At 66.6% G+C, this 12,964-nt stretch carries 12 protein-coding genes; 3 read left to right on the top strand and 9 right to left on the bottom strand.

The genetic code is table 11. The features are described from left to right. The 3 genes from ACYQ8K_RS21940 to ACYQ8K_RS21930 all read right to left on the bottom strand — a co-directional run. Positions 1 to 591, bottom strand: a 591-nt coding sequence (locus tag ACYQ8K_RS21940; RefSeq protein ID WP_459972333.1) for a hypothetical protein, incomplete at its 3' end; no start/stop codon positions are given. 191 nt (positions 592 to 782) lie between these two features. Next, positions 783 to 3,317, bottom strand: coding sequence for a hypothetical protein (locus tag ACYQ8K_RS21935; RefSeq protein WP_459972332.1), 2,535 nt, complete (start codon positions 3,315 to 3,317; stop codon positions 783 to 785). 86 nt (positions 3,318 to 3,403) lie between these two features. Then, complete coding sequence (locus ACYQ8K_RS21930; RefSeq protein ID WP_459972330.1) at positions 3,404 to 4,378, bottom strand: hypothetical protein; 975 nt, start codon at positions 4,376 to 4,378, stop codon at positions 3,404 to 3,406. Positions 4,379 to 4,524: 146 nt separating this feature from the next. Between ACYQ8K_RS21930 and ACYQ8K_RS21925 the strand changes: the two genes are divergently transcribed. Further along, the gene (locus ACYQ8K_RS21925) at positions 4,525 to 6,252 is read left to right on the top strand and encodes an NAD-binding protein (RefSeq protein WP_459972328.1); all 1,728 of its coding nucleotides are present in this window, start codon (positions 4,525 to 4,527) and stop codon (positions 6,250 to 6,252) included. 24 nt (positions 6,253 to 6,276) lie between these two features. Here the strand turns inward: ACYQ8K_RS21925 and ACYQ8K_RS21920 are convergent, their stop codons facing one another. Next, a complete protein-coding gene (locus tag ACYQ8K_RS21920) occupies positions 6,277 to 7,149 on the bottom strand; it encodes a tetratricopeptide repeat protein (RefSeq protein ID WP_459972326.1) in 873 nt (290 codons plus the stop codon). Between the two features lie 76 nt (positions 7,150 to 7,225). Beyond that, complete coding sequence (locus ACYQ8K_RS21915) at positions 7,226 to 8,104, bottom strand: LLM class flavin-dependent oxidoreductase (RefSeq protein WP_459972339.1); 879 nt, start codon at positions 8,102 to 8,104, stop codon at positions 7,226 to 7,228. A 57-nt stretch (positions 8,105 to 8,161) separates the two neighbouring features. Here ACYQ8K_RS21915 and ACYQ8K_RS21910 point away from each other — a divergent pair, with 57 nt between their 5' ends. Both ACYQ8K_RS21910 and ACYQ8K_RS21905 read left to right on the top strand, forming a co-directional pair. Beyond that, positions 8,162 to 8,584 (top strand): VOC family protein, encoded by a 423-nt coding sequence (locus ACYQ8K_RS21910; protein ID WP_459972324.1) that lies wholly within the window; start codon positions 8,162 to 8,164, stop codon positions 8,582 to 8,584. Between the two features lie 42 nt (positions 8,585 to 8,626). Continuing rightward, complete coding sequence (locus ACYQ8K_RS21905; RefSeq protein ID WP_459972323.1) at positions 8,627 to 9,016, top strand: VOC family protein; 390 nt, start codon at positions 8,627 to 8,629, stop codon at positions 9,014 to 9,016. A gap of 33 nt (positions 9,017 to 9,049) precedes the next feature. Here the strand turns inward: ACYQ8K_RS21905 and ACYQ8K_RS21900 are convergent, their stop codons facing one another. From ACYQ8K_RS21900 to cysD, 4 genes are all read right to left on the bottom strand, one after another. Continuing rightward, positions 9,050 to 9,478 (bottom strand): DUF6188 family protein, encoded by a 429-nt coding sequence (locus tag ACYQ8K_RS21900; protein WP_459972322.1) that lies wholly within the window; start codon positions 9,476 to 9,478, stop codon positions 9,050 to 9,052. A gap of 137 nt (positions 9,479 to 9,615) precedes the next feature. Further along, positions 9,616 to 10,101 (bottom strand): Rrf2 family transcriptional regulator, encoded by a 486-nt coding sequence (locus ACYQ8K_RS21895; protein ID WP_459972321.1) that lies wholly within the window; start codon positions 10,099 to 10,101, stop codon positions 9,616 to 9,618. A 57-nt stretch (positions 10,102 to 10,158) separates the two neighbouring features. Further along, complete coding sequence (cysC, locus tag ACYQ8K_RS21890) at positions 10,159 to 12,000, bottom strand: adenylyl-sulfate kinase (RefSeq protein ID WP_459972319.1); 1,842 nt, start codon at positions 11,998 to 12,000, stop codon at positions 10,159 to 10,161. Beyond that, on the bottom strand, positions 12,000 to 12,929 hold the full coding sequence (gene cysD / locus ACYQ8K_RS21885; RefSeq protein WP_459972317.1) for a sulfate adenylyltransferase subunit CysD: 930 nt from the start codon (positions 12,927 to 12,929) through the stop codon (positions 12,000 to 12,002). The genes cysC and cysD overlap by 1 nt, the downstream gene beginning before the upstream one ends. Positions 12,930 to 12,964 lie beyond the last annotated feature (35 nt).

Below are 12,964 nucleotides of genomic sequence, written 5' to 3'. Positions count from 1 at the left end.
CGGGTCGTAGTCAGGGTCATTCGCTGGCATCCTCGGAGGTGACGCGGCGCCCGCCGGCGGTTGGGCAGGCGGCGGGGGCTGGCGCGGGGCCGGCGGCGCGGGAAAGGCGGCCGGTTGCGGGAAAGCTGATGCGGCAACGGGTTCGGGTCGGTTGCACCGGCGGAAGTGGGCGTTGGACTCCGGCAGGGCGAGCAACGCGGCAGAAGCGGCCGAGATGACCGCGCCCGCGACGGCGCCGACATGCAGCAGCTGGCCGAACCACGCCACGGACTCCCCCGGGTTGACGACGAAAACCCCGACACCGCTGCACAATCCGAGACCGCAGACGCCCCACGTCACGTTCCGTGCCCAGCCGTGCCCGCGATCGGTGAGCACGGCCAGTGACACCAACAACGCTGCGACGACGATCAATCCGGCGGCCGTGGCGACCAGCAGGGGACCCGAAGTGCTACCGCGCGAACGGAAGTCCGAGATCGCCACCAGCACGGCGATCGCCGTCGCCAACAACAGCGCCGCGATGCCGGCGAACACGTAGCTGCCGAAGAACACCGTGGCCGGCGACAACCCCGCGGCTATCTTGGCGGACGGCACCGGCGGCCGGACGGGGGGTGGCGGCGCCAAGGGTGGTCGCGGCGCGGCTGCGGGTCGCCCCGACGCAGGCGGCGGGTTGGCCGAAGGCGGCGGGTTGGGCGAAGGCGGCGGAGTCCCCCACGAGGGCGCAGGCGAAACCGGTTGGGGGCTGAAGGGATCGAAGAACGGATCCTGGGAATGGTCCGACACCGTCAGCGCCTTCCCGCCACGGCGGCCGTCCGTCTGCGGCGCCACCACAACGCACCCCCGACGCCGAGCCAGGCGGCCAACGGCAGCACGATCGCGGCGTACAACATCGGACTCAACGACGTGCCGAATACCGACTTCGGCATGGGGATGAGCACTCCCGGATCGCCTTTCCACACCTGGCTCATCGGTCGTGCGCTTGTCAGGCCGCCCAGCCAAACCTGCTGCGGGGAACTGTGTTGCGACGAACTCTGCAGCCGCGGCCCGAACAGCGACCCGCTCGCGGTCGCGGGCAGCGTCGGATGGTCTTTGGCGAAGTCCTTCGGCGTCATGTTGACCATCGGGATGTTGGTGAAATCGACGCCGCCGATGGTCAGTTTCCAGGTGGTGCGGTCACCGGTCTGCCAGGTGTAGGTCGCGTCGCCCTCATAGAAGGATTTGCGATAGCGGTTGAAGAGTTCCTGCGGGCTGAAGGGTTCCTTCGACGTCCAGGCGTCGATGTTGCCCGAGTCGACGATCTTCGAGTAGGCGGTGGCCTTGGTGGCGCTGCGTTGCCGGTACCACTCGGCGGCGATCCGGCTGGCATACACGCGACGCAGATCGGCGTACTCGGGCGCGTGGTTCACCTCGTCGACGATCTTCGGCAGGATCACGGTCCGGTACAGGTCGTCGTTTTGGCGGGTGATTCCCGCGTCCTGGCCCGGGCAACCGATGCCCGGCTTCAAGTCCATCCCCTCGATCTCGAGCTTCACATCCAGCGGAGCGTCCAGGATGTACATGGAGTCTCCCTGGGTGGACACGCTGGCGGGCAATGGGACGATCCACTTCCGTTGCGGGGAAAAGCATTTCGAGCCCTGCAACGCATCCAAGAATTGGCGGCCGTCCGGCGTGGCCGGGTCGACGAGCTTGGCCGTGGCCTGCTTCATGGTGTAGTCGGCTTCCAGCAGGATCCGACCGGCGTCGGTGCGGCCGAACTGCGCGTCGATGATGCGGTCCGGTTCGTTCGGGTTGAGGTTCACGGTGAACGCCGAGGTGGGTAACGCCAGCCAGACGAAGAACGAGTCGGAAGCCATGTAGGCATTGGTATTACCGCCGAACGATGGCGCACCGCCGGTTTGCGTATTGGCGGCGAAGGAATACTGCACACCATTGCCGTTGAGATCGGTGTCGGAGATGTAGCGCAGCTGCAGCGTGGAGAAATCGACGCCGCCCAGCACGCCACCGATCCCGCGGGTGACGGCATTGACCCCGCTCGCGACGCCTCCGCCGATCCCATTGGCGACGCCACCCACGATTCCCCCGGTTACCGCGCCGGCGATGCCAGCCACCAGCCCGCCCGTGACGTTGGCGAATACATTGACCGCACCACCGGCCGCGGCAGCAAGGAGGGCAGCCAAGTTTTGGGCGGCCGTCACGCCAGCGAGGACTCCCGCATCAGCGATCGGACCGGCAACCGCTCCCGGATTGACCGGCACGGGACCGGAGACCGGCCTGGGCGCTTGCGGAGCCGGAACCGAGCCCGGCGCCTGCTGTGCGGGTGCCGGCACCGAGCCGGGGCCCTGCTGCGCTGGGGCTTGCGCCGGAACCGATCCGGGCGCTTGCTGCGCCGGCGCGGGGGCCGGCGCCGAAACTGGTACCGACTCTGGTACCGACTCGGGATCCTGTGCCGCCTGCTCGGTATCGATAGCCTCGTTGACCTGCCCCGCGACGAAGGCTTGTTCGATGGCCTGCGCAGGCGAAGCAGGAGAGTCGCCGGTCGTTTGATCGGCGCCGCCGCTGACCGGGTTCTGTCCGCCGCTCGCGAGGATGGCTTTCCCGGACGGGTCGGGTACACCCACCGTCGGGTAATACCGGACGAAGAGACGGTCGGATGCGCCCAGAGCCTGGGCAACATCGAGCATGGCCTGAAGCGTCGCCGCCGGCGGCTTGTCCGGGAACATGTACACGACGCGACGACCGGTCTGCTGCGCGACACGAAGGAAGTCTTCGAGCTGTGCCTTGTCGACCGCCCCGGTCTTCAGTTCCACGATCTCTTCATCGTTGTGGAAATCGGGGCGGCGATTGATCGACGTGCCCTTGATCTTGCGATTGCGCAGGTAGCCGTTTTCCGTGAACTTCAACTCTTGATCGAGTCTGGTTTCGAAGCTCGTGCCCGTGTTGCGATTGTTGAAAGCACGGACGTAGGCGTCGCGATAGTCGTTCCAGCCCAACGGATTCGCCACGGCAGGCGCCCGTTGATTCTTGTAGACCAACCAGCTCTTGTAGAGGTGTTCTTTGGTACCGGAGGTGTATTTGCCTCGGGGGTTGATCGCTTCCAAGGCTACGTTGCTCGGCTCAGCCAGGGGCGAGAGCGCATTAGCGGATGGAAAAGTGTAAGTGAGCGGGGTCTTGCCCGGCGGTGGATCCTGATCGGCGGAATACCCGGGCAGCTTCGGCGCCGGATCTGCTGCCGCCTGCGTGGTGGGCATGAGCAGCGCGACCAGTGCCAGCGTGAGGAGGGTCGCGACCAGACGCCGCGATATCAGCCAAAGCCGCACCATTTGCCAACCTCCCCGTCGTCTCCGCGCGCTCGAGGGCGGGCAAGAGATGATCGGAATCCTAAGACGGGATTGGTGGCCTTGAAAATTCAGCTGACCCACTCGTCATAGAAAGTGCGAGTATCGCTGGGATCGGCGCTTTCAATCATGGAGTACAGCAGAGCGTAAGGGCTGGTGAACCCAGCGTCGTCGTTCAGCTGGATTTTGAAGTTGGCGCTGATCGGCGCGCCCTCGTCGCGGAACTCACGGTAGACCCAGCGGGACGGGTACCCATGACGCAACATTTCGCCGAGGTAGTAGCAGGCGCCCTCGACGAACTCGGCATTGGCGGAATCGTGGAAGGCCTGAATCGTCGGAGTCAGACGCAGGACCAGAGCGGCAAGGCGGTTAATGCTGTCGGGGGTGTAGTCCCAGTTTCCACCATTGCTGGTCGCCCAGTCGGGAAACTGCCGCTCTTGGCGAGCCAGCCACTCGTCGAGCACCGTCGAGGGCGGCGGGGCGTTGAACAGACCGTCCGCGAGGGTGCGCTCTTTGACCGGGGACCAGTGAGGATGCTGCGTGGCGTAGGCCTGTACGACCTCCTTCCAGCGTCCATAGGTGGCGACCAAAACCCCACCCTCATCGGTTGCCAACGCTTGCAGCAGCAGATGCGTCGGCGACAACGCCGCCAGACCCGAAGCGGAATCGGGGCGAATGATCGGAAACCCCGTCGCGTCGGGCTCACCCGCACTGTCGATACGCCAACGATGCTCCGACAGCCGTTGCCGCAGCAGGGGATCGCTGGGCGCGTCAGGGGGCGCCTCGGCGGCCCAGTCCCACCGCCCACCGCCGACGCGCATCAACGCCTCACCCAGATACGCCACCGCTCCCGCGGTGAAGGACTGATGCTCGTCGTAGAGCGCCTCGGCCGGATCGGCCAACCGATTCCGCGCCGCGGCCTCCAGCGCCGACAGCGATGACTCGGAATAGTCCAACGCGATCGAACCACCCAGATCGACATCGCCCATCATGTCGATCAGCAAGTTGACCCGGTCCAACCACCAATCCAGCGGCCCACCCTCCACCGCGTCCTCCCATCCAGTTCGAGCAAGCAGCGACGCGATCGATTATCTCCTTGAAAACTCACCACATGTCGCGCTGGCATCAGTCGGCACGGTGCCCGATAGTCATAGCAACAGCTGAGCGCCGATGTCATCAGAGGTGGGGATACATGAGCACGCGCCGTCACATCATCGTCAGCGGTGACGACGCGCTCGCGACCACAATCGCCGAGGAACTGAACCGCGCGGGCGCCACCATCACCAAGCTGCACAGCGAGGAGCTCGCCGGCGCCGATCTCGCCCGAGCAAGCGCCATCGTCTGCGCCGGTGACGACGACGCCAAAAATCTCGAAATCGCCTTGCTGGCAAGGAAAACGAATCCCCATGTGCGCGTCGTCGCCCGCCTGGGCAATGACGTGCTGCGGGGAGCGGTGGCCGCGGACAACGGCCCCGGCGCCATCCTCGACGTCGCCGACCTCGCCGCGCCGTCGGTGGTCGAGGCCTGTTTGTCGAGCCACACGCATCCGGTCGAGGCGGCCGGCATCAACTTTCTGGTGTCGGGGGCCGAGGCGCCCCGCGACGCGACGCTTCGGGAGATCTACGGCGACCTGGCCCCGGTGGCCGTGATTCACGGCGAGAACTCCGCTACGCCCGACGAGGTGGTGCCATGTCCCGGACGGGATCATCAGGTGCGCGCAGGCGACTGGACCGCCATGATCGGCAGCGCCGATGAGCTGGCCGCGCGCGGCATCAAAACTCCCCGGCCGGCCGAGACACGCTCTCGCCAATCGTGGATGCGGCGCGTGTCGGACGCCGCACGGGCGATGCGCGACGATGTCAACCCGATGCTTTTCCCCGCGATGTTGCTCGCGATCAGCCTGTTGCTCGCCTCGACGGTCGTCGTGCACTTCTCCTATACCAAGCCGCGATTGTCCTGGCTGGACGCCATGTACTTCACCGCGGAAACCATCACCACGGTGGGCTACGGCGAATTCACGTTCCTGCACCAGTCCGCGTGGCTGCGCATTTTTGCCGTCGCCCTGATGTTCACCGGAGTGACCACCACCGCGCTGCTCGTCGCGTTCCTGGCGGACTTGCTGCTCTCGCGCCGCTTCGTCCAATCCGCCGGGGTCCGGCGGGCGCGTCATCTGCGCAACCACATCATCGTGGTCGGGCTGGGCTCGTTCGGCAGCCGCGTGGTCGGCGATCTGACCGCCGCCGGATACGACGTCGCGGTGATCGAGCGCGACGAGAACAACCGATTCCTCTCGGCCGCAGACGAACTCGACGTGCCGGTGATCTTCGGGGACGCGACGCTGCGCCAGACGCTGGAGTCGGCCCGCGTCGACCGCGCCCGCGCCGTCGCGGTGCTGACCCAAGACGACATGGTCAACATCGAGACCGGAATCGTGTTGCGCGAGATGCTCGGGCCCCGAGTGATGCCCGAGGTCAACCGACCCGACGTGCCGATCGTGCTGCGGATCTATGACCGCACCCTGGGCGACGCGGTGGCCAAGCGATTCGGTTTCGAGAACGTCCGCTCGACCGTCGACCTCGCTGCGCCCTGGTTCATCGGCGCCGCGATGGGGCTGCAGGTGCTGGGGACGTTTTCGGTCGGTCAGCGTTCGTTCATGGTCGGCGCCATGCATGTGGCGGCCGGCAGCGAGCTCGACGGGCTGCGGATGTTCGAGATGTCCACCCAGACCCGGGTCATCGCGATCACCCGCCGGGATACGCCCGTCGAGCTGCACCCTCGCCGCGATGCGTGGCTGCGCGGCGGCGACACCGTCTACCTGGTGGGGCCGTACCGCGAGCTGCTGGAGACGCTGCGCAAGGGGCAGCCGCCGCAGGAGCCCGCCGTCAACGATGAGCGCCCGGCGGATAAGGCGACGACCTGAGGACGCTCGCCGTCGCATTTCGGGTCAGGAGGCCGACCAGCCCAGCGACCCCATGCCGCCGGATCCGTCGGCGCGGCCGACGCGCCGGGCGCACCATTCGGCCAGCTCGTGGCGGGCGGCGACGGTCACCGGGTGCTCTTCGCCGAGCACGCGCGCCTCTTCGTCGACCAGCTCCGCCCACGCGGCGACCCCGTCGGTGACACCGGCGCGGTCGGGGGCCCAGAGCGTGAACATGTGCCGGGCCATGAGCAGGTGAACGTGGTCGGCGCCGAGATTTTCGCGCAGGTCGCGGATCAACGGTTCGAGTTCGGCGACGGCCGCCGGCACGTCGCCCGCCTTGCCCCGCCAGATCGCCAGCATCAATCGGGTGCCCAGGGTGTCGGCGTGGTAGGCACCGAGCACGCGACGGCGCGCGGCGAGCACCTCTTCACCCTCGGCCATCGCACCCACGACATCGCCTATCTCCCAACGTTTCTCGGCGATTTTCTCGCGGGCGACCAGCACGCTCTCGTGTTCGCGGCCCAAGATGCGCTGTTCGTCGGCGAAGAGCTGCGACCACTCGGCAAGCGACGACAGTGAAGGCTGTTGCCGGCCCGCCAACAGGTGGCGAGCGGTCAGGGTGCTGAGGTGGTCGCGACCGAGCACCTCGACGAGGTCCGGGATCAGCCGCGCGAACTCGTCGTAGGCGACGGCTTCGTCACCCGCCCGCAGTTGCAGGGTGGCCAGCGACACCTTGAGTTCCAGTACCGTCGCATGACGCTCGCCCAGCGTCGCCCGGCATAGGGTGACCAGCTCATTCGCCTGCCGCGCGGCCCCGGCGTAGTCACCGTGATTCGCGCACTCCGTCATCAGCCCGGTCAGTTCGGCCAGCGGGGCGGGCAACTCCTGCTGCGTCATTCGCTTATGAAATCGCCACCGCGCCGACGCGGCAATTCACCCCGATCTACCTGCGGCGATGCCGCAGGGCGGCGGGCTACAGCCGGGCCGCCACGTCCGCCGCGCGACGAACCTGATCGACATCCGAGCTCGTCGGGATCAGCTGGACCTCGTCGGTGCCGATCTCCTCGAACCTGCGCAACACGTCCAGCAGCTCGTCTTCACTGCCGGCCCAGCCCGTCATCGGCGCCATCGCGTCGACGTACTCGGCCGGTATCCAATTCATGTAGCGGCGCAGATGACGGTGGATCTGGCCGCGAGACTCCTCGGGGGATCCGAACGCGAACCAGAACGACGTGATCAGGTGGGGTTTGGGCTTGCCGGCCTGCGCCCAGGCCTTCCGGGTCACGTCGAACAGCTCGTTCTGCTTGGCGACGTCGAGGTCCAGGGTGGTGCCGGCCAGCCCGTCGGCCCACGCGGCCGCGCTGCGGATGGTCTTCGGCCCGATACTGCCGACGAACAGCGGCGGACCGCCGGGCTGGACCGGCGCCGGCCCAACGGGCAGCACCGAGTCGGTGGTCTTCTCCCCCGCCCAGACACGCTTCATCACGGCAACGCGTTCGGCCATGCCGCGCATCGTCTGCGTCGCCGGGTCGGCGCTCACGGCGTGGTAGTCCTCGTGCCGGCCGCCCACCCCGATTCCCACGGTCAACCGGCCGCCGCTGAGCAGGTCACCGGTGGCCAGCCCCTTGGCGAGCATGACGGGATCGTGCAGCTGCGGCACGATGACCGTCGTCAGCAGCCGCACCCGGTTGGTCCACGCGGCCAGCGCGCCCAGCAACGTCAGGTTGTCCGGGTTGTCGAAGGCGATCCGCTCGCCCCAGCACAGCGACGAGAACGGGCCCTCGTCGATGGCGCGCGCCCACGCCTCGAGCACCGTCGCATCAAGATCCGGCTCCATCACCGGCATCGTCATCGCAATCCGCACGCCGGCGATTCTGGCATGTTTGAACTGCGGCCCTTCAGTGGAACCATGGGGCGAGTGGCGTTCACGAGCAGTTCCATCGCACATGTCCGATTGACCGTGACCGATATCGAGCGGTCGCGGCAGTTCTACGAGAGCGTATTCGGCTGGCCGGTGCTGATCGAAGTTCCCGAGAATGCCGACGAACCCACCCGCAACCAGTTGAGTTTCCTGTACGGCGGCGTCATCTACGACCTCGGCGGGACGCTTCTCGGGCTGCGGCCGGTCGCCGCCGACCGCTTCGACGAGGACCGCGTCGGACTCGACCACATCGCCTTCCGGCTCGCCAGCAAAGATGAATTAGATTCGGCGGCAGCGCATCTCGACGAACTCGGCGTGCCGCACGAGCCGCTCAAGGACATCGGGCCCTCCTACATCCTGGAGTTCCGCGATCCCGACAACATCGCCCTGGAGCTGACCGCACCCAAATAGCGCTGTCGCGCGGGCCATCGGAGTGGTTGACTGGAAAGAACTATGACCATCAGTTTCAACCACACCATTGTCGCGTCACGCGACAAGCGCGAGTCCGCGGAGTTTCTCACCGAGCTGTTCGGATTGCCCAGCCCAAAGCCCTTCGGCCACTTCATGGTTGTTGAGCTCGAGCACGGCGCCACCCTCGACTACGCGGATGCCCCGGAAGGCGCGGACATCCCACGCCAGCACTACGCGTTCTTGGTGTCCGAGGACGACTTCGACACCATCTACGGCAAGATCACCTCGCGCGATTTGCAGCACTGGGCCGACCCGGGTGCCAAACGGCCGGGCGAGATCAACCAGCGCGACGGCGGGCGCGGCGTGTACTTCCTCGACCCGTCGGGGCACGCCATGGAGATCCTCACGCGCCCCTACGGCTCTGGCAGCTGAGCGCGGCCGGCGACGATTGGCGTCGCCGGAAACTCACTCGTCGATGTTCGTTTCGTCCACGTCGTGCCGCACCACCCGCACCTTGCCGTGCGGGAGGCAGGCGGCATACCCGTGGTACTTGCCGTACAGCTCCCACGCCGTGACATCGTCGTCCGGGGGCACATCGATCTTGTGACCGTCGGAGAACTCGAGGTGCAGGTCTCCGCTGTCGAACCAACCAAAGGCCGTGCAGTTCTGCCCGGAGAAATCAAACAGCGGACGCTCCTGGTCGGCCGGGCCGCTCGGGTCGATCGCGACCACTTCCGCAGGGGCGGTGGCAATGGGTGGCAGGGTCAGGCGCATTGGTACCGCGATGACAAGCTCGTTGTCATCGTCGAAATTGAGCACCAAACCGTCACGGAACATGATCCGCTGTAACGCACAGCCCTCAAGCCAATGCTCGATCATTTTCAGTTCGGCCATATATCCACTCCGTCCTCGATATGCCAAGTGCGCACAGGGCGCGCACCGCGCGGCAGAGCGTCATCTGACCAGGGTTCCCGCGTGGCTGAGCCGTTAATCGCAGGGTCAGGATTTCTTGACGTGGATTCCGCGCTGCCCTAGTCGCCGGTGCGCGCGGTGCCGTGTCGCTGGCTTTCCTGTTTGCGATAGTCGTCGGCCAGCTGTGCGACATGCTTGGGCAGGTCGCCGGTGGCGACGTCGGCCAGCGTCGTCTCTTCCAGCACCGACCGCATGCTGGCCCGCAGCGCGCGCCAGACGTCGGTGAGCGCGGCCGTGGGCCCCGAATACGGCAAATCGCCGAGCCCGATGTCACGGACGCTGGCCAGCGGGCCGTCGATACAGCGCAACACGTCCGCGATGCTGATGTCTTTTCCGGACCGGGCCAATTCATAGCCGCCCTCGCGCCCGCGGTGGCTTCGCACCAACCGGTCGGTGCGCAGGTTGGTCAGGATGTCGACGAGAAATTGCGGCGGAATGCCCTGGGCCTGCGCCAAATCGTCGGTCTTCACCAGCGTTCCGTCGGGCACCGTGGCGAGCTGAATCATCGCCCGCACGGCATACTCCGCCTTCGCCGACATGCGCACTCACAGGATTGTGCCACCCGATGACACAATTTCGGCGCAGCCTGGCTGATCGGGCGGCTACCCGCGTGATCGGAGCAGGTCGATGATGCGCTGCGCCTGCTCCTCGACGGTGCCGTCCGGGGTGAGTCGCAGATCCGGGTTCACGGGCGCCTGATACGGGCTGTCGATGCCGGTGAACTGGCTGATCTCACCCGCGCGGGCCTTGGCGTACAGGCCCTTGGGATCACGCTTTTCGCATTCCTCGATCGGGGTGTCACAGAACACCTCGATGAAATCGAAGCCGGCCTCGGCGTGCACGTTGCGGGCCAGTTCGCGTTGCTCGGCCAGCGGGCTGATCGCCGGCACCAGCACGACGTTGCCGCAGTCGGCGAGCAGCGCCGCCACATGCGCCAGCCTGCGCAGGTTTTCGGCTCGGTCGGCCATGGAGAAGCCCAGGTCGGCGTTCAGGCCATGCCTCAGATTGTCACCGTCGAGAACGTATGCCGGCGTTCCCCTTTGGAGCAGCTTCTGCTCGACCAGCATGGCCACCGACGACTTGCCGGAACCGGACAAACCGGTGAACCACACCGTCCTGCCGCGAGGCCGGGCCTCGGCGATGGCGGATGACTTGTGCCGCACGGTGTTCGGGCTGGCGGCCTGCGCCGACGCGTCGCGCAGCACCATGCCGGCCGCCACGGTTCCGTTGGTGTGCGGGTCGATGAGGATGAACGAACCGGTACTGGCGTTGCGCGTGTACTCGTCGAGCAGCAGCGGCACCTGGGTGCGCAGCGAGATGCGGCCGAGTTCGTTGAGCTTCAACGCCGTTGCCGTCTTGTCGCGATGCAGCGTGTTGACGTCGAGCCGATAGTCAAGCGCGGTCACCTTGGCATGCGTGGTGCGGGTGGTGTGCTTGATGACGTAGTCGCGGCCCGGTTCGAGGGCCGCGTTGTCGGCCATCCAGCACACGGTCGCGTCGAACTCCTGCGCGACCCGGGGCTGGTTGTGGGTGCGGGCGATCAAGTCGCCGCGCGAGATGTCGATCTCGTCGGCCAGGGTCAACGATACGGCCATCGGCGAGAACGCTTCTTGCACCGGACCATTCGGCCCATCGATCGCGGTGATCCGGGTTTGCTTGCCGACGGGCAGCACCACCACCTCGTCGCCGGGACGCATGACCCCGCTGGCGACGGTGCCCGCGTAGCTGCGGTGGTCCTGGTGCTCGCGGGTATGCGGGCGGATGACGTACTGGACCGGGAACCGCACGTCGACCATGTTGCGGTCGCCCGCGATGTACACCTCCTCGAGGTGCGACAGCAACGCCGGGCCCTCATACCACGGCGTCTGGTCCGACTTGGTCACCACGTTGTCGCCGTGCAGGGCCGAGAGCGGGATGGTGGCCACGTCGTGCACGTCCAGGCGCGCCGCGAAGGCGTGGAATTCGTCCCGGATCGCCTCGAATTTCTCTCTGTCCCAACCGATCAGGTCCATCTTGTTGACCGCGAGCACGATGTGCTGGATGCCCAGCAGGGACGCCAGGAAGGCGTGCCGTCGGGACTGCTCGAGCAAGCCGTGCCGCGCGTCGACCAGCACGATCACCAGTTGGGCGGTCGACGCGCCGGTCACCATGTTGCGGGTGTACTGGATGTGGCCGGGGGTGTCGGCGATGATGAATTTCCGCTTGGGAGTGGCGAAGTAGCGGTAGGCGACGTCGATCGTGATGCCCTGTTCGCGCTCGGCCCGCAGGCCGTCGGTCACCAGGGCCAGGTCGGTGTAGTCGTGTCCGCGGTCCTTGGAGGTCTGTTCCACCGCCGCCCACTGGTCTTCCATCACGGCCTTGGAGTCATAGAGCAGCCGACCGATCAGGGTGGACTTGCCGTCGTCGACGGAACCCGCGGTCGCCAAGCGCAATAGCGTCGTCATCAGAAGTACCCCTGCCGTTTGCGGTCTTCCATGCCGGCCTCGGAGATCCGGTCGTCAGCACGGGTCGCCCCGCGTTCGGTCAGCCGCGACACCGCGGTCTCGGCGATGACCTCGTCCACGGTGGCGGCCTGCGATTCCACACAGCCGGTGCACGTGACGTCGCCTACGGTGCGGAACCGCACGGTCGCCTCGAACACGGGCTCGTCATCGCGCGGGTGCATGTTCTTGTCGACCGCCAGCAGCATGCCGTCGCGGCGAAACACCTTGCGCTGGTGGGCGTAATAGATCGACGGCAGCGCGATGTTCTCGGCGCCGATGTACGACCAGATGTCGAACTCGGTCCAGTTGGACAGCGGGAACACCCGAATGTGCTCGCCCTTGTGATGCCGGCCGTTGTAGAGGTTCCACAGCTCGGGCCGCTGCGCCTTGGGATCCCACTGGCCGAACTCGTCGCGGAAGCTGAACACCCGTTCCTTGGCGCGCGCCTTCTCCTCGTCGCGACGCGCTCCCCCGAACGCGGCGTCGAACTTGTTCTCCCGGATGGCACGCAGCAGCGTGACGGTCTGGATCGGGTTGCGTCCCTGGCGCGGCTCGACGACCCGGCCGGCGTCGATGTCCTCCTGCACCGAGGCGATTACCAGGCGCACCCCGTGCTCGGCCACCAACTCGTCGCGGGTCGCGATCACCTCGTCGAAGTTGTGCCCGGTGTCGACGTGCATCACCGGGAACGGCAGACGCCCGGGACGGAACGCCCGCAGCGCCAGGTGCAGCATGACGATGGAGTCCTTGCCGCCGGAGAACAGCAGCACCGGCCGCTCGAACTCCGCGGCCACCTCACGAATGATGTGGATCGCCTCTGCCTCCAGCGAGCGCAGATGACTCAACTCGTACTGTCCGGCGGCGGGGGCCACCGTCGCATCAGTGGTCATGGCTTCCTTCGATTAAAACCTGGCAGAACTGACCA

It is taken from the genome of Mycobacterium sp. MUNTM1 (assembly GCF_054660795.1).
Note: the sequence above shows the minus strand (reverse complement) of the source record. Positions and strands in the feature narration are given on the sequence as shown.